Source organism: Planococcus antarcticus DSM 14505 (assembly GCF_001687565.2).
In the GTDB taxonomy this organism is placed as follows: Bacteria; Bacillota; Bacilli; order Bacillales_A; family Planococcaceae; genus Planococcus; species Planococcus antarcticus.
Window position 1 is genome coordinate 1,108,346 of record NZ_CP016534.2, and the last position, 20,583, is coordinate 1,128,928.

Annotated in this window: 17 protein-coding genes; 12 read left to right on the forward strand and 5 right to left on the reverse strand. The window is 45.3% G+C overall.

All coding sequences use genetic code 11. The features are described 5' to 3' along the window. The first annotated feature begins 121 nt into the window (after positions 1-121). From BBH88_RS05515 to BBH88_RS05525, 3 genes are all read left to right on the forward strand, one after another. The gene (locus BBH88_RS05515; RefSeq protein ID WP_006828340.1) at positions 122-1,822 is read left to right on the forward strand and encodes a phospho-sugar mutase; all 1,701 of its coding nucleotides are present in this window, start codon (positions 122-124) and stop codon (positions 1,820-1,822) included. 212 nt (positions 1,823-2,034) lie between these two features. Beyond that, entirely contained in the window at positions 2,035-3,150 is a 1,116-nt protein-coding gene (locus BBH88_RS05520) for a GAF domain-containing sensor histidine kinase (protein WP_006828341.1), read from the forward strand. A gap of 16 nt (positions 3,151-3,166) precedes the next feature. Next, positions 3,167-3,808 carry a response regulator gene (locus tag BBH88_RS05525; RefSeq protein ID WP_006828342.1) on the forward strand — a complete coding sequence of 214 codons (642 nt, stop codon included), beginning with the start codon at positions 3,167-3,169 and terminating at the stop codon, positions 3,806-3,808. 35 nt (positions 3,809-3,843) lie between these two features. Here the strand turns inward: BBH88_RS05525 and rsgA are convergent, their stop codons facing one another. After that, positions 3,844-4,899 (reverse strand): ribosome small subunit-dependent GTPase A, encoded by a 1,056-nt coding sequence (gene rsgA, locus BBH88_RS05530; protein ID WP_006828343.1) that lies wholly within the window; start codon positions 4,897-4,899, stop codon positions 3,844-3,846. Positions 4,900-5,244: 345 nt separating this feature from the next. Between rsgA and BBH88_RS05540 the strand changes: the two genes are divergently transcribed. From BBH88_RS05540 to BBH88_RS05555, 4 genes are all read left to right on the forward strand, one after another. Further along, positions 5,245-6,309, forward strand: a complete 1,065-nt coding sequence (locus tag BBH88_RS05540; protein WP_006828345.1) for a phosphotransferase family protein — start codon at positions 5,245-5,247, stop codon at positions 6,307-6,309. A 127-nt stretch (positions 6,310-6,436) separates the two neighbouring features. Further along, positions 6,437-7,633, forward strand: coding sequence for a cytochrome P450 family protein (locus tag BBH88_RS05545; protein ID WP_006828346.1), 1,197 nt, complete (start codon positions 6,437-6,439; stop codon positions 7,631-7,633). Positions 7,634-7,735: 102 nt separating this feature from the next. Further along, positions 7,736-9,025, forward strand: a complete 1,290-nt coding sequence (locus BBH88_RS05550; RefSeq protein WP_006828347.1) for a DUF2254 domain-containing protein — start codon at positions 7,736-7,738, stop codon at positions 9,023-9,025. 49 nt (positions 9,026-9,074) lie between these two features. Beyond that, positions 9,075-10,130, forward strand: a complete 1,056-nt coding sequence (locus BBH88_RS05555; protein WP_006828348.1) for a mechanosensitive ion channel family protein — start codon at positions 9,075-9,077, stop codon at positions 10,128-10,130. A 59-nt stretch (positions 10,131-10,189) separates the two neighbouring features. Here BBH88_RS05555 and BBH88_RS05560 read toward each other — a convergent pair whose 3' ends face one another. Then, complete coding sequence (locus tag BBH88_RS05560) at positions 10,190-11,092, reverse strand: cation diffusion facilitator family transporter (RefSeq protein WP_065537143.1); 903 nt, start codon at positions 11,090-11,092, stop codon at positions 10,190-10,192. Positions 11,093-11,418: 326 nt separating this feature from the next. Here BBH88_RS05560 and chrA point away from each other — a divergent pair, with 326 nt between their 5' ends. The 3 genes from chrA to BBH88_RS05575 are packed head-to-tail and all read left to right on the forward strand — an operon-like array spanning position 11,419 to position 14,488. Continuing rightward, complete coding sequence (chrA, locus tag BBH88_RS05565; RefSeq protein ID WP_006828350.1) at positions 11,419-12,591, forward strand: chromate efflux transporter; 1,173 nt, start codon at positions 11,419-11,421, stop codon at positions 12,589-12,591. A gap of 19 nt (positions 12,592-12,610) precedes the next feature. Beyond that, positions 12,611-13,864: a kynureninase gene (kynU, locus tag BBH88_RS05570; RefSeq protein ID WP_083387746.1), complete on the forward strand. Its 1,254-nt coding sequence runs from the start codon at positions 12,611-12,613 to the stop codon at positions 13,862-13,864. Next, positions 13,865-14,488, forward strand: coding sequence for a cyclase family protein (locus tag BBH88_RS05575; protein ID WP_238323416.1), 624 nt, complete (start codon positions 13,865-13,867; stop codon positions 14,486-14,488). It abuts the gene before it with no gap. A 291-nt stretch (positions 14,489-14,779) separates the two neighbouring features. Here the strand turns inward: BBH88_RS05575 and BBH88_RS05580 are convergent, their stop codons facing one another. Both BBH88_RS05580 and BBH88_RS05585 read right to left on the reverse strand, forming a co-directional pair. Then, positions 14,780-15,223: an arsenate-mycothiol transferase ArsC gene (locus BBH88_RS05580; RefSeq protein ID WP_006828353.1), complete on the reverse strand. Its 444-nt coding sequence runs from the start codon at positions 15,221-15,223 to the stop codon at positions 14,780-14,782. A gap of 170 nt (positions 15,224-15,393) precedes the next feature. Continuing rightward, positions 15,394-15,912, reverse strand: a complete 519-nt coding sequence (locus BBH88_RS05585) for a universal stress protein (RefSeq protein WP_006828354.1) — start codon at positions 15,910-15,912, stop codon at positions 15,394-15,396. Positions 15,913-16,573: 661 nt separating this feature from the next. Between BBH88_RS05585 and BBH88_RS05590 the strand changes: the two genes are divergently transcribed. Both BBH88_RS05590 and BBH88_RS05595 read left to right on the forward strand, forming a co-directional pair. Beyond that, positions 16,574-18,310 (forward strand): ABC transporter ATP-binding protein, encoded by a 1,737-nt coding sequence (locus tag BBH88_RS05590; protein ID WP_006828355.1) that lies wholly within the window; start codon positions 16,574-16,576, stop codon positions 18,308-18,310. 2 nt (positions 18,311-18,312) lie between these two features. After that, positions 18,313-20,067 (forward strand): ABC transporter ATP-binding protein, encoded by a 1,755-nt coding sequence (locus BBH88_RS05595; RefSeq protein ID WP_006828356.1) that lies wholly within the window; start codon positions 18,313-18,315, stop codon positions 20,065-20,067. 269 nt (positions 20,068-20,336) lie between these two features. On the opposite strand, the gene BBH88_RS05600 is transcribed toward BBH88_RS05595, so the two are convergent. Then, positions 20,337-20,540, reverse strand: a complete 204-nt coding sequence (locus BBH88_RS05600) for a YheE family protein (RefSeq protein ID WP_006828357.1) — start codon at positions 20,538-20,540, stop codon at positions 20,337-20,339. Positions 20,541-20,583: the final 43 nt, after the last annotated feature.

Sequence of the window (20,583 nt, forward strand, 5' to 3'; positions counted from 1 at the left end):
TCTTTTTCTATTATTTCGATCATTTATGTTTGCTCTCGCAGGAAAGCGCAGCTGATTTGTAGAATATCAACAAAAGAGGGTCATTAGTTTAACTTATCTGAAGATGGATGGAGGAGTATATATGTCATGGAAAGAACGATTGAAACGTTGGTTGGAGAACGAGTCGCTTGATGAAGAAACGCGTCAATCACTGAATATCCTAAAAGAAGATGAAAAATCAGCGGAAGATGCTTTTTATCAGGATCTGGTTTTTGGCACCGGAGGAATGCGCGGTGAAATAGGACCGGGTACAAACCGGATGAACGTCTATACCGTAAGAAAAGCTTCTCAAGGAATTGCAGATTACATAAAGGACAAGGGACAGCTAGCTATGGCGCGCGGCATGGTAATTGCTTATGACAGCCGCCGCATGTCACCGGAATTTGCGGAAGAAGCAGCACGGACTTTTGCTGCCAACGGTATCCATACGTACTTATACAGCGGTACGCGGACGACGCCGCAGTTGTCGTTCAGCGTGCGCTATTTGAACGCATTCATGGGTATCGTCATCACCGCCAGCCACAATCCGCCGGAATACAACGGCTATAAGGTTTATGCAGAAGATGGCGCCCAATTGAATCTGGAAGACGCCGATCGCGTTATCGACTATGTCAGCCGCGTCGAAGACGAACTGGCTATAATCAACAATAAGTTTGACAAGTCGCTGCTTGTCCAGATTGATAAAAAATTGGATGAAGCTTACCTCGCCAATGCGCTGACTGTGCAAGAACACGCAGCGAGACCCATTTCGGCAGTCTTTACACCACTTCATGGGGCTTCCGGTGCAACAGTCAAACGGTTGCTGGACCAGGCCGGTTATGATCAGATAACGTATGTAGCAGAACAGATGGAACCCGATGGTGAATTTCCGACGGTAACCTCTCCGAATCCTGAGGAAGGTGAAGCTTTCGAATTAGCTGAGCAATATGGCAAAAAAACAGAAGCAGACTTGCTGATTGCTGTTGATCCTGACGGGGACCGAGTCGGCATCGCAGTGTGGAGCGGACGGCGATATGAATTGCTGAGCGGCAATCAGACCGGGGCCATATTGATCGAATACTTGCTGAGCCAAAAACAGGTAAAAGGCACGTTGCCAACAAATGGTCGTATCTTCAAGACCATCGTCACATCAGAATTCGGTCGCGTTGTAGCCGATTCTTATGGAGTAAGCTGTGAAGATGTCTTGACGGGCTTTAAATTTATTGGTGAAAAGCTAAAGCATAATGATGCAGATCCGAAATTCGAGTTTTTGTTTGGCTATGAAGAAAGCTACGGTTATTTGATCCGTGATTTTGCACGGGACAAAGATGCTGTGCAATCGACTTTATTGCTTGTCGAAGCGGCAGCCTTCTACAAGAAGCAAGGCAAAAATCTTCATGATGTCCTGGTAGAACTGTATAACCGGTTTGGCTGGTATCGGGAATCGCTAGTTTCTGTCACCAAGAAAGGCATCGATGGTGCGCGTGAGATCACCGCATTGCTGGAAGACTTGCGGAAGCAGCCGGTTCAAGCCCTTGCAGGCATTCCCGTTGTATCAATTGAAGATTATGAAACCCAGAATCGCAGTTTTGTCGATTTGGACACCAACGAAAAAATTGAATTGCCTCAATCGAATGTTATCAAATATTTTTTGGAAGACGGTTCATGGGTCTGTGTTCGCCCGAGTGGCACAGAACCGAAAGTGAAGTATTATTTTGGTATCACAGCGGCAACCCAGCAGGAAAGCGATGAAAAACTGGAATTGCTAAAAGAATCGTTTTTAGAAGAAGTTAATAGTCGTTGATTTTTTAGCTCCTTGAGAAAGGAGCTTTTTCTTTCCGCTTTTCTGGTTGTCCAGCTTCAGCAGCCAGATTCTAGGGTCATAAGCCAACCCGGCTATGCGGCAAAGAGCGCCGCTTCGCCGGTCTGTCTTATGCCCGTCGAATCTACATGGCTGCTTCCGCTTTTCTTTGGAAAAGTGTATGGTTAAATCAACACTAATTGAGGTGAGCGTTTATGGTAGTAGGAGAACCTTCCGATATCACGTTACTGAAAGAAATTGCCGAGTTATTGAATGAAGAAACGGACATGGTGCGTATGCTAGAAGGCGCCATCCGGAAATTATTAAGCGGTTCTACTTTTGAAACTGCCTGGATTTTCTTTATTGATGAAAAAGGCAAGCATCAGTTGGTGGCGCAGGCAAATTTGCCCGCTTCTTTGGAAGACAATAACTGTCGCCATCTGCAAAAAGGCGGCTGCTGGTGCGTCAAACGCTACCATGATGGCGATTTGGAAAAAGCATCAAACATTATTGCTTGTCAGCGTATTGAAAATGCCATACCAGCAAAGTCGCGGAAACAGGGCAGCATCACGCATCATGCGACTGTGCCTCTACAGTCTGGAAAAGAAAAATTTGGCTTGCTGAATATTGCTGCACCGGATACTGTCAGTTTTTCAAAAGACGAATTGGCACTCTTAGAATCGGTGGCTTTTCAAATCGGCTCGGCGATCAAACGGATCGGCCTGACCAAACAGGAGCAGGAACTGGCCCTCGTCAAGGAACGCAACCGGCTAGCCCGTGATCTGCATGATTCGGTCAATCAATTGCTGTTTTCAGTGACTTTGACTGCTCGTGGAGGAGTTGAGATGTCGGAGGACACGTCAGTGCAGGAAACTTTCCGCGATATCCAACATTTGACGCAGGAAGCATTAAACGAAATGCGGGCTTTAATCTGGCAATTGCGACCCAAAGGCCTAGAAAGCGGGTTGCTGGATGCCATTAAAGGCTATGGTGAAATGCTTGGGCTGACAGTCGAAACAAAAATGACAGGAGTCATTCAATTGCCGTCGCGCATCGAAGAGACGTTGTTTCGGATTGCACAGGAATCGTTAAACAATGTCCGGAAACATGCAGGGGTCGATCAAGTTGAATTGTATTTGTCGGTCACTGCAACGGATGTCTTATTGGTTTTAAAAGATGAAGGTCGGGGATTTGTATTTGATCATAAAGCAAATTTGCCATCTATCGGTATTCAAAGCATACGTGACCGCGCCAAGGCAGAAGGTGGAACAGCCGATTGGTCCAGTGAAATTGGTAAGGGAACGGAAATCCTTGTACGGATTCCGTATTAATAGAGGAGTGAAGAACATGGTGAAAGTATTGATAGCCGATGACCATCATGTGGTTCGGCGAGGCTTGTTGTTCTTTTTGAAAACCCAAAAGGATATTGAAGTGGTGGGGGAAGCGGTAAACGGAAAAGAAGCCGTGGAAATGGCTGCTGCACTTCAGCCGGATATTGTTCTTATGGATTTGATGATGCCAGTGATGGACGGCATCCAGGCAACTCGGATAATCAAAGAGCAATCTCCGGAAATTATCGTGCTGATGCTGACCAGTTTTTCAGATCAGGACCATGTGGTGCCGGCGATTGAAGCGGGAGCAGCGGGCTATCAATTGAAAGATATTGAACCCGATGAACTGGTGGCTTCACTGCGCAGTTTGATGCGCGGTGAAAATACACTCCATCCAAAAGCTTCATCCGAGCTGCTGAAAGCTCCGTCTGAACCGGCGCCACATACCATCAACCAGCTGACGCCGAGAGAACAAGAAGTGCTGGCTGAATTGACAAAAGGCAAAAGCAACCGGGAAATTGCTTCCGCATTGTTTGTCACTGAAAAAACAGTGAAGACCCACATTTCCAACATTTTCATTAAATTGGCTGTCCAAGACCGGACGCAGGCGGCGCTTTATGCTGTTAAGCATGGACTGACGGAACCTGGCAGAAGATAAAAAGAGTGCGACAGAATTTTCCGTCGCACTCTTTTTTAGTTTTTTTTAACAGGCCGTTTCCTACTGTCTTTGGTCAATTGCTTCCATTTGTTGCGTTCTGCCTTTTGCGCAGCCGCATCGCTTTTTCGTTCCATATGGGCGAGTTCGCGCTTGAGCTTTAAGTAGCTCCCGTAACGTCCGGCATCCAGCGCTCCGTTTTGGAGTGCTTCCTGGACTGAGCATCCAGGTTCGTCATGATGGGCGCAGTCGCGGAACCGGCAGGCGATCGCCAACTCTTCCACATCGCTGAATCCTGCTTCGATGCCTTCCGAATAATCCCCCAACTGAAATTCGCGCATGCCGGGAGTATCGATCATCAATCCACCAGCAGGCAGTAAAATCATTTCCCGGTGTGTAGTGGTATGCCGGCCTTTGCTATCATCTTTACGGATATCTTGAACCATCATCTGTTCACTGCCGGATAAAGCATTGATCAATGAGGACTTTCCGACTCCAGAGGAACCAAGCAAGGCACCGGTCTTTGAACTGGACAGCTGCTTTTGCAGTTCTTCTATTCCTTCGCCGGTAAGAGCGGACACTGCAAACACCGGAACCCCAAATGCCACACTCTCTACTTGGCGCATGTAAGGATCGATGTCCTGGCACTGGTCTTTCTTCGTCAAAACGATAACAGGATTTGAGCCCGAATCCCAGGCAGCCAGTAAATAACGTTCCAGACGGCGGACATTGAAATCATGATTCAGCGACATTGACAAAAAGACAGTGTCGACATTAACGGCGATTAATTGGATATCGGATGTTTCTCCTGCCCCTTTTCTTGAAAACTGTGAAGTGCGGGGTAGGACTTGCTGGATGATGCCTTTTTCTTCGCCGGGCATTTGCTCGGTCATTACCCAATCGCCGACACATGGAAATTCCGTGCCGTGATGCTGGTGCCTATATTTTCCGGATAATGAGCAAAGCCATTCTCCATTTTCCGTGACGACACGGTAAAGATTCTTATGTTCCAAGGTTACGCGTCCCGGGATTCCCGGGGCGTTTATTTTTTTTTGCCAGTTGGTATTCCAGCCATATTGTTCAATTTTCGTCAATGTTGTTTCCTCCTATTTATGCAAAATAAAAAACCACGGATGCGCAATTCGCAGTCCATGGTCTCCAGGCATAATGGAAGAAGCGTATCGTCAGCGATACACAGAAGGAGACACTATAGACTGGAATTGCGTATTCAAAAATAAAATAGCCATAATGCCTCACCTCTTTCTTCAAGTTAAGTTAACGATAAATGATATTGAAGTTCCGGTCAAGAAAAATTTTCGGATTATTGAAAAAGGATCCACTTCTGCTTGCTTTAAGGAAATGATCGCGCTAACATTAAGTGACTATTACGAATATTTATATTAGCTAAACTCATTGGAATCAAAAAAGGTGGAGAAATAATGGAGAGACAAGATGTGATTATTCCAGTCAGAGCAGGCGAAGAGCTAGATAAGATTTCGCTTGAACAATTTCTACGTAAGGAAATTGAAAACTTGCCACAAGGAAAACTCGAAGTCCATCAGTTTGGTACCGGTCACTCCAATTTAACCTATGCTCTGCAAATTGGAGGCTGGGAGGCTGTCCTGCGCAGGCCGCCACTTGGCCCAGTGGCACCCAAAGCACATGATATGGAACGTGAGTATAAAATCCTATCCGCTTTGCACCCGGTCTTCAAAACTGCTCCAAAGCCTTTTGTCTATTCAGGTGATGCAACGATTATCGGCAGTCCGTTTTTTGTTATGGAAAGGCGGCATGGCTTTGTATTGGATAGCGATTTTCCTGAAGGCATTGAACCAACTAGAGAGTTGGGACGGGAAATCTCGGAGAAGATGGTCGATCTATTGGTTGAGCTTCATTCGCTGGATTACAGGCAAACCGCTTTGGCAGATATGGCCAAGCCGGAGGGCTTTATGCAGCGCCAGGTTGAAGGCTGGATCGGACGCTATGAGCGCGCGCAGACAGATAATATTGAGGGAGTGGACCGATTAACTGAATGGATGATGGAGAACATGCCAGTATCCCAAGATCCTACTATCATCCATTACGATTTTAAACTGAACAATGCTTTGTTTTCAGAAGGGTTTTCAGAAGTGACCGGTTTGTTTGACTGGGAAATGACCACAGTTGGAGATCCGCTTGCGGACCTTGGAGCTGCCATGAGTTATTGGATTCAGGCGGACGATCCTGATTTATTGAAAAAAGGGCTCGGAAAAGCACCCGTGACTGTGCTGGACGGCTTTTACAGCCGCGAAGAATTTATAGCGAGCTATGGCGAGAAGAGTGGTCGGGACGTGTCAGATATGAATTTCTATTTGACGTTTGCTTATTTTAAGCTGGCGGTCATCGTCCAGCAAATCTATTTTCGCTATAAAAAAGGTCAGACGCAGGATCCTAGGTTTGTGCATTTTGATCAATACGTCAAAAGCTTGATGACCCATGCTTTATCGACAGCCTTAAAAAGGTGATTCCTTGCAGAATAAAAATTTCTGCAATCCTAAAGTATGGAGTCAAATATTCTTGTCCTCTTTCAAATTTGAACGAATTGAATCTACTGGAGTAAGGGGATAGAGAAGGAAAGGAGGAGGAGTGGAAATGACTTCAAATCGTGCCGGTGATGCCGGCTTGTTTACCGAGCAATTTACACAAAATCCCTATCCGATCTACAGCAAAATGCGGGAAGAGGATCCGATTCATGCTGTACGCTTTCCAGATGGCCAGAACGGCTGGATGGTGACGCGCTATGAAGATGCAGAAAAAGTCCTGAAAGATCCCCGTTTTACGAAGGATCTTTCGAAGATTTACGGGGGCAGTATGGATCAGATGAGTGTCTTTACCCAAAACATGCTGTTCTCAGATCCGCCGGACCATAAACGGCTGCGCGGTCTTGCTCAAAAAGCCTTTACGCCGAAAATGATAGCAGGCATGCGCGATAGAATTCAGGAAATAACGGATGAGCTGTTAACAGCAATGGAGGGTCGAGATCAAGTCGATTTGATTGATGAATTCGCTTTTCCATTGCCAATCATTGTCATTTGTGAAATTCTGGGCGTACCCTCGGCTGACCGTGATAAGTTCAGGCTTTGGTCGAACTCGATGATTGAAGGAACCAGTGGTGAGTTGGGTGCCACGGTCTACCAGCACATGAATGATTTTGTCCAATACTTAGGGCAGTGGTTTGCTACTGTCCGTGAACAGCCAGGAGATGATCTGATCAGCAGTTTGATCCAGGCGGAGGAAGAAGGCGACTACTTAAGTGAACGGGAACTGTATGGCGTGATTACGCTATTGATTATTGCAGGCCATGAAACGACGGTGAATTTGATCGGCAATACCGTTCTTTCCCTGTTGGAAAATCCAAAACAGCGAAAAATTTTGGCGCAACAGCCAGAGCTTGTCAACCAGACAATTGAAGAGTCCTTGCGCTTTAATGGACCGGTGGAATTCAGTACGTCCCGGTGGGCAGGCGAAAGTTTTGAGTTTCAGGGAATAGAGTTGAAAAAAGACGATTTGGTCGTTGTGTCGCTAAATTCCGCTAACCACGACCGGGACCAATTTGCCGAACCGGAACTCTTCGATATCCAGCGCGAGAAAAGTCCGCATTTGGCATTCGGGAAAGGAATCCATATGTGTCTGGGGGCGCCTCTTGCCCGCCTCGAAGGGGAAATTGCCATTGCCAGTCTGCTCGACCGTTTTCCGGAAATGGTGTTGGCTGTAAAGAGCCATGAACTGGAATGGCGGCCGGGCATGATTGTCCGTGGCGTCAAGGAATTGCCGCTGAAGTTGAAGTGAATAGAAAAAAAGGCTGGACAGCTTCCGGCCTTTTTTGTTTGTCCAAAAGCCATCGAGGGAAAAGAGAGTGGAAAGAGACATACAAGAGAGGGGGGACTAAATATGAAGTCACTATCATTTTGGCTGCAGGAAAAACTGTGGATTACTCCCGCGTTGTATATTGTGATGGCAATTCTCCTATCAATTGCTCTCTACTACGTCGACCTATTGTATATCGAAGAGCTGAAGCCATACATCCCAGCAGTTATTCTAACGAATGTCGATTTAGCCAAGACCATCATGGGGAGTTTAGCAGGCTCACTTCTAACGATGACCACCTTTACTTTTTCAACAATTCTGGTTGTACTTACTATGTACTCATCTCAATTTTCGCCAAGAACATTGAAGAACTTCATTCACGATAAAATTGTTTGGCGGGTCTTGGGTATTTTCCTCAGTGGCTTCATCTATAATACTTTATCGCTGTTGTTTATGAGAGACGATTTGTATGAAACTGACGTACTTTCCACATTTGTCGGAATTGTTATCGCTTTTTTCTGTCTTTCCACATTCGCTTATTTTATTCATTATATTGCAACCAACGTACAGGTTGGACAGTTAATTAATCATTTGATTGCGGATACAGAGCAGGCCATTTCCAAAATCGAGGAGCTGCAAAAAAATGAAGGAGAACAAAAAACTGAATGGTATCCGGTTGGCATCAAAGAAACGCACCGGGCTGAAAAAGAAGGGTATGTTCAATATCTTTCCTTCAGCAAGCTGGTGGATTATGCGGAAGAACAAAAGCTGAAGGTGGAGATTCTTGTCGAAACCGGCGACTACGTATACGAAGGGAAGCCACTCTTTCATATTTTTAAGGTCAGTGACGAAGAATTGTCTATTGGTAAATTTTATTCACTCGGCACTTCTAGGACTTCGGAGCAGGATATCAGTTTCGCTATTCAAAAATTAGTGGAAGTGGCGTTGCGTGCCATATCCCCAGGAATCAACGATCCGAATACAGCCAATGAAATCATTATCCGGTTGGGTCGCCTGTTGGGCCAGCTGGGCCAGCTGAAAACCGGACCATTCTTGTTGGGTGAAGAACGGGTCTTGTATCGTTTCCCGGTATATAAAAGTATATTATATAAAACCTTTTACCAATTATCCCATTATGGCAAGGAAGATGTTTCGGTGTTGATTACTATGCTTGAATCCTTGAAAGTCGCTGCCGAAATTGCACCTCAGCAGCATCATCAGGAGCTATGGGAAACCCATGCCTACATTCTGGAAGGCGTTGATAACGAAGAGTTGAAATCGTTCGATCATGAAGCACTGCAGGAGAAAGTCGACCAGCTGGCTAAAGCCACCGGTCAGCATTCCTATAATCTTCTTTTGGCGAAGGAAAATTGAAGTGGCTTTTTTGAGATAGTCACACACTTAGCTGTAAAGGAGGAGAACGATGCAGAACAATCAGCTGTTTGAAGGAATCATCTTTTTAAGAAATTTGTCTATACAAGAATTTCTTATGTTCTTTATTTACCTGGCTTTAATACTCGTTGTGAAATCCTTGATCCTATTCCTGCTGAGAAAGTTGGTTTCTTCCAGTGATTTCAAAGAGCGCATTTATCCGGTCATTGAAGATGTTTTAAATTGGCTGGTGCTTTATGGCAGCATTCTTTTTTTCCTTTTCTATTTTTCCAGAGAACAATGGCTGACTTTGGCTTTTTATGAAACTGAAGGAGTAGAGATTTCCATTTTGTTGATTGTCGTGGCGGTGATGATTGTCACTTTTGCCAGCCGTCTTGTCAAAGCATTTAACCATTATGTTACGCCCTTTGTTTATGAACAGTTTAATGTGGACATCGGGATGGGCTACACGCTCAATCGGCTGCTGTATTATGTCGTGATGTTTTTAGCTTTGGCTATCAGTTTTACTACAGTCGGATTAGATCTGACAGCGCTTGGCTTTGTTTTCAGTGTTCTGGGAATCGGCATAGGGTTTGGAGTCCGCAACATCGCAGCCAACTTCGTCTCAGGCATCATCATTTTGTTTGAACGGCCGATGGAGGTCGGAGAAATGGTGGAAATCGACAAGAAAATCGGGCGGATTACAAAAATCAAACTCAGGTCGACGGTCATTGAAACTTTGAAGGAAGGTACACTTGTCGTTCCAAATCAATATTTCATCGAGCAGATTGTTAAAAATAGATCCAGCGCCCAATTGTACGCAAGGGTTGTGGTAAGTGTGGATTATGGCAGTGATACTGAAAAAATAGAACAGCTTCTTACAGAATCAGCTCTGAAGGCTATGAAGCTGATGAAAGGAATTCCAGAAAAAGAGCCTGACATACGATTTATTGATTTCCGGAATTCGGCGCTGGATTTCCAGGTGGAAGTTCAAGTGTTCGATGTCGAAATGAAGGAAAGGCTCGAAAGCCGGATCCGCCATGCCATTGCACATGACTTTATCCGTAATCATGTAAAATTGGCTCAGGCATTGCATGATAGACTATAAAAAGTCCATGGCTGATTGGAAGCCATGGACTTTTTATATGTTGTTATTCAGTAGCAAGATTACTCGTCAAATCTATCGTCCTGAGCGTCAGCATGGGCATAATCCGGTTCGATATGGACGAGAATGACACAATTGGGTTTTACTTTCTGGATTTTTCTCTCGATTTCTTCTGTAATCCAATGGCTTTCCATCACAGTCAGGTTGGGGGCGACACTGACCGTCAAATCAATGAACATGACATTGCCATGGTTGCGTCCTTTAAAGTCACGCAAAAAGATAACACCGGGTACTCTTCTGACCAAAACAGACAGAGTTTCAACTTCATCTTCGTCAAAGCCATCTGTCAAAGTGATGACAGACTCCTTAAAAATATCCAGAGCGGTCTTAATGATGATCAAGCCGACAACAAAGGCTGTGATAACATCAAGGATCGGCGCACCGAAGATTGCACCGATAATGCCGATTCCAGCACCAATACTGATCAAAGCATCTGAACGATTGTCATAAGCTGTGGCACGGACGGCAGAACTTTTGATTTCTTTGCTGAGTTTTAAATTATAGCGGTACACAGCGTACATGACGATTGCCGAGAAAAAAGCGACCCAGGCAGTGATTAAAGAAGGTGCTTCAGCAGCCGGTTCGAAAATCGACCGGACAGCATTGGTCAGAACCTGCAGGCCAATGACCGCCATGATGAAAGAAGCTAAGAGTGAGGCGATGGTTTCGGCCCGCAGGTGGCCATAATGATGATTTTCGTCCGGTGGCTTCTGGGAAATCCGGAGACCGACTAGAACCGCGATGGATGCAATGATGTCCGTCAAGTTGTTAAAGCCATCCGCTTTCAAGGCTTCGGAAGAGCCCCAATAGCCGAAACCAAGCTTGATGGCGCTGAGGAACACATAAGCACCAATGCTGATCCAGGCGCCTTTTTCCCCTTTGCGTAAATTTGTATACACGTCCATAAAGTTTCCCGCCTCCAAGTCGCTGGAACAAAGTGAAACGACCCTCATAGGAGGGCCGTTTCACGATCTTTATTTGATATTTTAGTTATTGAAGTAGATATTTTGAGATTTGCTTATATATATGGCGATGTTCTGCACAAAATGTGCAGCTCGGGACAAATAGCGCCAAACCGTCTTTTAATAGTATCAATGTCTTTTGAGGCAATGTCAATACCGAAAAGCTTCTATGACAGCAGCGTTCATAATTTTTACATAAATTTAATGTTGAAACACATAAGTAAACAGTTATGCTTATAGATAGAATCTTTAACTTAAAGGAGAGAGCTATGGCTAAGAAAAAAAATAACTATGCAGAAATTTTAAAGGCTTCGACGAAGTTGGGGCTGACATCCTTTGGGGGACCAGCTGCGCATATCGGTTATTTCAGAGATGAGTATGTCACTAAAAGAAAGTGGTTGGACGACAAAGCGTACGCAGACTTAGTGGCGCTTTGCCAATTTCTTCCGGGACCGGCAAGTTCCCAGGTGGGGATTTCCATCGGCATGCTGCGCGGCGGGATATTCGGCGGATTTTTATCCTGGTTCGGATTCACGATGCCGTCTGTCATCCTACTGCTTTTATTTGCGCTCGTCGTCACCAATGGTTCGTTTGATAGCGGATGGATCCAAGGGTTGAAAATTGTCGCCGTCGCTGTTGTGGCACATGCATTATTGGGAATGGGGAAAAGTTTGGCGCCTGACCGGCAACGTATTGCGATTGCCTTGGGAGCGGCAATCATCATTCTGCTGATACCGACAACCTGGGCTCAAATTGGGGTGATTGTTCTGGCGGGGATCCTTGGATATGCCATTTACCGCAACGACAAAGCACCTGAACCGGTCAAACTGGTTTTGAGCTTCGGAAAAAAGACAGGCATTGCAGCCTGGGCTATTTTTGCAAGTTTATTGATTGGATTGCCGTTGATTCGACCGTTTATTGAATCCACTTCTTTCGCGATTTTCGACATCTTCTATCGTGTCGGTTCGATTGTTTTTGGTGGAGGGCACGTTGTGCTGCCGATGCTGGAGCGGGAAGTGGTGCCGATTTGGATGACACCTGACACGTTTATTGCCGGTTATGGAGCGGCTCAGGCTGTGCCTGGTCCACTCTTTACCTTGGCCGGTTATTTGGGCCAATTGATGAACGGAGGATCGGGAGTGGTGATTGCCGTAATCGCCATGTTCCTGCCGTCATTTTTGTTGATCATCGGAACCTTGCCTTTCTGGAGCATCATCCGTACAAAGTCAGGGGTACAGGCAGCGCTGAAAGGCGTCAATGCAAGTGTGGTCGGAATTTTGCTTGCCGCTTTATACGATCCTGTTTTCACTTCAGGAATCCGTGGACCTGTTGATTTTGCAATTGCGATAACCGCCTTTACAATGTTAGTCTATTTTAAACTGTCTCCTTGGATTGTTGTACTAGTGACGGCGGTTCTAGGTGCAGTCGCCTATGCGATGTAATAGCTGAAGGAGGATGGAAATGGTGATGAGCAAAGAGATGGATCAACAGGATCCGTTAGCGAATTTTAAGCAGGAGTTTTTTTTGGAAAAAGAAACGGTATACATGGATGGCAATTCACTTGGGTTGATGTCCAGACGGTCTGAGGCGAAATTGCAGGACCTGATGGATAGCTGGAAGACATTCGGAATTGATGGGTGGACCGAAGGAGAGAATCCCTGGTTCACCTTAGCGGAAACGATGAGTGCTCGCGTTGCACCCTTGGTTGGCGCAGAAGCGCATGAAGTGATGGTGACAGGTTCGATTACATCAAATATCCATCAGATGCTGTCGACAGTGTATCAACCGACAGTCGAACGTTTTGTAATTGTCGTGGATGACTTGAACTTTCCTTCTGATATCTATGCAGTGGAGAGCCATCTCCGTCTGCGCGGACTGGATCCGGCTGAGGCGATGCGCAAAGTCGGAAGCAGAGACGGCTACACGCTGGAACTAGATGATATTATCGGACAGCTAACAGACAACGTGGCAATTTTGCTATTGCCATCTGTGCTGTACCGAAGCGGCCAATTATTGCCAATCCGGGAAATCACGGAAGCAGCACATAAAAAAGGTATCCTGGTCGGCTTTGACCTGGCGCATTCAATTGGTGCCATGCCGCATAATTTGCACGATGATGGAGTGGATTTCGCCGTCTGGTGCCATTATAAATACATGAACTCCGGACCAGGTGGGACGGGCGGACTTTATTTGCATGAGCGCCACCATCAGTTGTTGCCTGGTAATGCCGGCTGGTTCGGCTCTGATAAAACCCGCCAATTTGATATGGATCATGAATTTTCGAAAGCACAGGGTGCAGGTGTCTACCAGATCGGTACACCGCATATTTTCAGTATGGCTCCTTTATTGGGGAGTCTGGAGTTGTTTGAGGAAGCGGGCATTCTGGCAATCCGCCAAAAATCACTTGAGCTGACAAGCCTCTTGAGACAGCTGGTCGGACAGCAGGTTCCTGAATTGGTCGACGTTACGCCTATGCATGACGAGGCAAGAGGCGGCCATATTGCCTTTTCTCATCCTGAGGCTGCGCGGATCTGCAAAGCATTGAAGAAAGCAAAAATCGTCCCGGATTTCCGAGCGCCGAATATCATTCGGCTGGCGCCTATCGCTTTTTACACCTCGTTTGGCGATGTGGAGCAAGTGGTAGAGAAGCTGCAGAGCATCATGGAAAACGAAACCTATAAAAACTTCAGCAACGAACGAAATGTGGTGGCTTGAGTGGGACCTAAAAAAATTATCGGTATTTCCATGGAATTGAGCGATATGACGCCAGAATGGCCGGGGGATGCGCCGTTCAGCTATGAGCTGTCTGTCACTAAGCAGCAAAGCGGTTCAGTCAATATCGGAAAACTGCAGACAAGTACTCATATTGGCACGCATGTTGACGCACCTTTTCACTATGATGAACAGGGGCTCAAGGTACATGAGCTTCCGCTGGACATCTATTTATCGAAAGCGCAGGTTATGGACGTCAGTGGCTTCGACAAAATCAGTTCATCGGACTTAGAGCCGCTTGGAGAAGGAGTCACAGCTCTATTGCTAAAAACCTTGGCCTGGAAAGATCGATACGAATTCCCTGGAAAATGGCCGGTGTTTGATGATTCGATCGCAGAATGGATGGCTGACAATAAAGTCAGGCTTCTTGGAGTCGACGTTCCATCGGTGGATCCTGAGACCAGTAAGGAATTGCCGATGCACCAGGCGATGAACCGACACCAACGATTTATTCTAGAGGGCATTGTATTGGATGATGTGGCAGAAGGAGTATACCAGTTAGCAGCATTGCCTTTAAAGATTAAAGGCGCGGAAGGCAGTCCCGTCCGAGCAATCCTTTATACTTAAGAAAAGCGGAGGTGCCCAGGTAGCTCTGACGGGCATAAGACAGACCGATGAAGCGGCGTTTTTGCCGCACAGTCGGGATGACTTATGACCCGAAGAGCTGGGCACTGAAGCCGGACAAAAAGAAAAGCGGAGGTGCCCAGGTAGCTCTGACGGGCATAAGACAGACCGATGAAGCGGCGTTTTTGCCGCACAGTCGGGATGGCTTATGACCCGAAGAGCTGGGCAATAAAGTTATAGCCAGTATTTTCTTGGATACAAATAAAACCTTCACCGAGATTGCCGGTGAAGGTTTTATACGTAGTCTGCACGGAAGTAGGCTTCCATATTTTTTATATTCATTGCGATCTCATCACAAATCTCTTGGTAAAGTGCCCATTGCTCCGAACTGTCGGTGCTCCGTAGTTCCGGATTGCGAATATCCCAATGCAGCAATTTCTGGCTAGGCAAATCGGATGGAATGTCTCCATGCTCCAAGTCTCCGTCGTGCAGAGCGATAATTAGGTCAGCTTCGCTCACTTCTTCTGGATTGTAGATGCGGGCTTCAACTGTCGGTAAATCCAATATGATTTCTTTCATCACTTCCAGAGGCATTTCATTGGAAGAGGAATGTGAATCCTGCGTCCAGGCAGCGCTGCGAATTTCCCAATCAGGAAGCATAAGTCGATTAGCCCAAATTTCAGCCATTAAACCGCGATGCTGGTGGGAAGATAAAAAATAAACAGTATGTCTTGGCATGGGTGATCCCTTCTTCCTGTTGGTTAACATGATTTTTACTACTAGTAATCTTTACCCATCCAACAGGGAAACAAACTACCAATTTTGTGATGAAATTGTGATAATTAGTCATTTTGATATTTAAAAATCCGATCTGCTGGTAAAAAGCTTGTTCCAGCAGATCGGATTTTTTATTTGACTACCAATATTGAACTTGAAGAGTCCTTGATCAATTTTTTGCTTACTGATCCAACGAAGAATTTTTGTAATCCTGATTTCCCACTGTTTCCAATCACTAGAAGATCGATGTTCTGTTCTTCGATAAAAGCGGAAATCGTTTTTGCGGCGTTTCCCTCCAAGGCAAGTACAGATGCTTTGATATTATGTTTGTCGAGCTGCTGTTGGATGGAATTATGCATGTGTTTTGAGTACTCGGCTGTTGTATCATCATGATCTTTTGGGGGTCTAAAACCCTCGTCGCCAAGTCCAGGGGGCATAAACTGAGCATAATTACTGTCGACATTTGCTGAGACAACAGGAGCTGAAGCGTTGCCAGCATCCATATATCCGACACTTTCACGGTGGTCTTCGTCAACGTAGATTACGGAAAGTTTGGTATCCGGCAATGCTTTGACAAATTCTACCGATTTTTGGAGTGCGATCCGACTACCTTCTGATCCGTCGTATGCAACTGCGATGTTTTTATACATTTCCCTCACCTCGTCCTATTCTCTTAGTACTAAATTACCCTCAAGCCTTAGAATGAAACATTGATTTTCTCTTTTGGAAGAAAGTATTTTCGAAAAATGTTGACAATTCAAAAAAGACTTTGGTACTCTTGAATTAACAAATAAAAGGAAATGGAGGGTATGAGGATGAAAAAGACTAAAAAGTTTAAAAACATCAATTTAATATCATTTTCAGAACCTCCTGTTTTTTTCTGAACTTATTTCGGGAATAGAAATATTCAGGACAGGTCTGTAAAATTGTCCTGTTTTCATGAGCGTGCGCCCAGAAACGAGGCGTGCGCTTTTTTTATGCCTAAGAAAGGATAGCTTTTAGTTTCTCACTTGGCGTCTGGACTCTAACGCCCAGTTTTCCGTGATGCAAACCAGCTCCAGTGGCAGCGCCTGATTGCTTGGGTAAAAAAGTAACCCGGCCGCGTGGCAAAAAACACCACTGTGCCGGACTGTCTTCTGCTTGTCAGAGCTACTTGCGCTTTTATGGTGTTTTGATCAGTTTAAGAAACTATATAAACAAAACCAATAGGGAGATGTTGTGGATGACAATACTTCATAAAGAAAAAAACGGGGTCAAGGAATCGCTAGAAGGCGATTAGCAGAATTGGAAAAAAGAAAGAAGGCGTAAAAGATGTTTGATGTGTTATGGAAATTAAAATGGTTTTTTAAAGAAAATTGGCTGCGGTACACCACAGCGATTACGCTGCTTTTTATTGCAAATATATTAGAAATAATTCCACCTTGGCTGATCGGCATCGCTATCGATTCCATAGCGCAAGGGGAATTAACTGCAGAATTGATGTGGCAGTATATCGCGGTTTTGGGGATATCGATGGTGCTGGCCTATTTGATCAATTTTGTTTGGCAGTATCAATTATTCGGCGGAGCATATGTCATTGAACGCCAGCTTCGCTCCAGTCTAATGGGGCATTTTCTGAAGATGACTCCGACTTTTTACGAGAAAAATCGAACTGGCGACTTGATGGCACGTGCCACCAATGATTTAAAAGCGATTTCCGAGACAGCTGGATTTGGTATTTTGACGCTGGTGGACTCGACTTTGTACATGGCGACCATCATTGTCGCTATGGGCGTGCTAGTTTCCTGGGAGTTGACGTTCCTTGCTATGATTCCCTTGCCAATTCTGGCAATTGTGGTGCAAATGCTGGGCAAGAAAATTCATGCCCGCTATATAGAAGCACAAGAGGCGTTCGGGGATATGAACGACAGTGTGTTGGAATCGGTTGGAGGCGTTCGTGTAATTCGGGCGTATGTTCAGGAACGAGCTTCAGAGAAGCAGTTTGCTGATATGACAGATGACGTTTATGAAAAAAATATGGCTGTAGAGCGGATTGACGCTTTGTTTGCACCTGTGACCAAAGTACTGACTTCTATAAGCTATATGGTGGGCCTTGGCTATGGTGCATTTTTGGTAGCAGAAGGAACTATGACACTGGGGGATTTGGTAGCGTTCAATGTCTATCTGGGCATGATCGTTTGGCCGATGTTTGCGATTGGTGAACTGATCAATATTCTGCAGCGGGGAAATGCATCTTTAGATCGGGTCAATGAAACATTGGATTATCCGGAAGATGTAACCGATCCGAGTGACCCTGTAAAAACGGGTCGTCCAGAGCGAATTGGATTCAAAGACTTTAGCTTTACTTATCCACAGTCAAGCTCCATTAATCTTCAAGGCATCAATCTTTCGATGAACAGCGGACAGACATTAGGAATTGTAGGCAAGACCGGCAGCGGAAAAACGACTTTCGTCAAGCAACTCATGAGGGAGTATCCAACCGGACAAGGATCTATTCTGATGAATGGCATCGAATTGAAGAAATTATCAAAAGACCAATTGCGCAGTTGGATTGGCTATGTGCCGCAGGATCATGTTTTGTTTTCACGAACAATCCGGGAAAACATTCTTTTCGGCAAATCAAATGCCAGCGAAGAAGAGTTGATCGAAGCGCTCCGCCTATCCTATTTTAAAAAAGATCTGGCATTGTTGCCAAACGGTTTGGATACGTTAGTCGGTGAAAAAGGAGTTGCCTTGTCCGGGGGGCAAAAGCAGCGAATTTCGATAGCGCGAGCACTGATTAAAAACCCTGAAATCCTGATTCTGGATGATTCATTGTCAGCGGTCGATGCGAAAACGGAAGCTCGCATTATTGAAAATATCCAAGCAGAGCGCTCCGGCAAGACGACAATCATCACCACGCACCGACTGTCTGCGGTAAAGCATGCTGATTGGATCGTAGTACTTGATGACGGAAAGATTATTGAAGAAGGAACTCATGATGATTTGCTGAAAACAAAAGGATGGTATAACGAACAATTCCTCCGACAGCAAATCGAGGAGGTGTAAACATGGGGACAGGAAAACGATTAGTACAATATGCAATGAATTTTAAAGGGATCCTTATTTGGGGATTAGTGATGCTGGCTATTGCAGTGGCTGCTGATCTAGCAGCACCGCTGATTGCCAAAGAAATCATCGACAACCACATTGCAGTGGCAGGAGACACGATAAACTTCGAGCCGATCGCTTATTTATTGGCTTTGTTCTTTTTGCTTGCCATCGTGACGGCGATTTTCCGTTACTGGCAATCCATTTTTTTGCAAAAAGGAGCTAACCGGATTATCCGAAAGATGCGCAATGATGTCTATGAACATACACAGACTTTACCGATCCGGTATTTCGATAATTTGCCAGCGGGAAAAGTAGTAGCGCGCATCACCAACGATACAGAAGCGATCCGCGATTTGTTTGTGACAGTGCTATCTCAATTTGCTACGAGCTTCATGTATATGGGTGGGATTTATATTGCGCTGTTTTATCTCGACTGGAAAATGGCGTCTATGACATTGGTGCTGATACCACTGCTGTATATATGGATGCTGATTTACCGCAAATATGCAGCTCGCTATAATCATGTGGTGCGGGAGAAAGTCAGTGAAATGAACGCCATGATTAATGAGTCGGTCCAAGGAATGACTATTATTCAGGCATTTCGCCGGGAACGCAAGATGAAAGATGAATTTGAGGAAATGAATGATGAACATTACAAATACCAGAAGAAATTATTGGTGCTTGAAGGAGCGGCTTCCTATAATTTGGTCGGGGTGTTGCGGTCAATGACCTTCATCTTATTTGTTTGGTATTTCGGAGGAGCTTCCATGTCGGGCAGCACAGTGGTAACGGTTGGCGTGCTGTATGCATTTATCGACTACATTATCCGGTTGTTCAATCCAATTAGCGGAATCGTCAATCAGTTTGGGCGTCTTGAGCAGGCATTAGTGGCGGCTGAGCGAGTATTTCGGTTGCTGGATCAAAGCGGCGAAGCAGTAGTAGATAAAAAGCTGGCACGTTATCAAGGCAATGTCCGTTTCGAAAAAGTTTGGTTTGCTTATAATGAACAAGAATATGTCCTGAAGGATATCTCCTTTACAGCAAAACAAGGCGAGACAGTGGCGTTGGTTGGTCATACCGGTTCCGGCAAAAGTTCTATTATGAATCTGCTGTTCCGCTTCTATGATGTCTCCAAAGGTGCTATTACAATTGACGGTGTTAATATCAATGACATGCCAAGACAATCGGTTAGGGAACATATGGGCATTGTTTTGCAAGATCCTTACCTATTCAGTGGAACGATCGAATCGAATGTGACACTTGGCGATAAGCGAATCACCAGGGAAATGGTGATTGATGCACTGGCAGCGGTTGGAGGTGAGCGGGTATTGAATCACCTGCCGAAAGGAATCGATGAGCCGGTAGTTGAAAAAGGCAGTACACTTTCTTCTGGGCAGCGGCAATTGGTATCCTTTGCCCGTGCATTGGCATTCGATCCATCCATTTTGATTCTAGATGAAGCAACGTCCAATATTGATACAGAGACGGAAGAAATTATCCAGCACGCGATGGATGTATTGAAAAAAGGCAGAACGACGTTCATCATCGCCCATCGTTTGTCAACGATCAAGAATGCCGATCGCATACTGGTGTTGGAAAAAGGCGAGATTGCAGAAGCTGGTTCCCATGAGGATTTGATGAAGCTCGGCGGCACCTATTTCCAGATGTACAAAATTCAATCAGGAATGTCCCAAACCCAATCTGTTGGGTAAAGGGACATTCCCTTTTTTATTAGGTAAGTTGAACGAATGATTTCACCCTGACGGTATTCCGCAAACCAGCTCTGCCTTCGGGCCCAAAGGATGTGGGCCCGAAGCGTCCGTCTCGAGCAATTTCTTCCTTTACCCGTCCTCATCGAGTTGAAAGAGCTATGTCTTTACTTTAACTTATATAGTTCACGAAGCTATCGCTGTTAAATTCGGACGGCCTTCCCTATAATTAGAAGAGCGAACGAAAAAAAGCACTGGAACTTTCCAGCGCTTTAATCGTATACATGATAGAGCATTAGCTCGTGAATCATTGTTTTGATGGTCTTTTCGTCTTTAGGCGGTTTTGAACGCCAAACGATGCTGCCATCCGGATGATACTCTCCGGTAATGCGCTCGTTTTTATAAAAAAAGGAAATATCCCATCCTGGTAGTTGTTTATTTTCGAACATCGGCTTGAATTTAAAATGCTGAAGCATACAGGTCCTCCTTTGCCTTGCTCTTTCATTATAAGGGAATGCC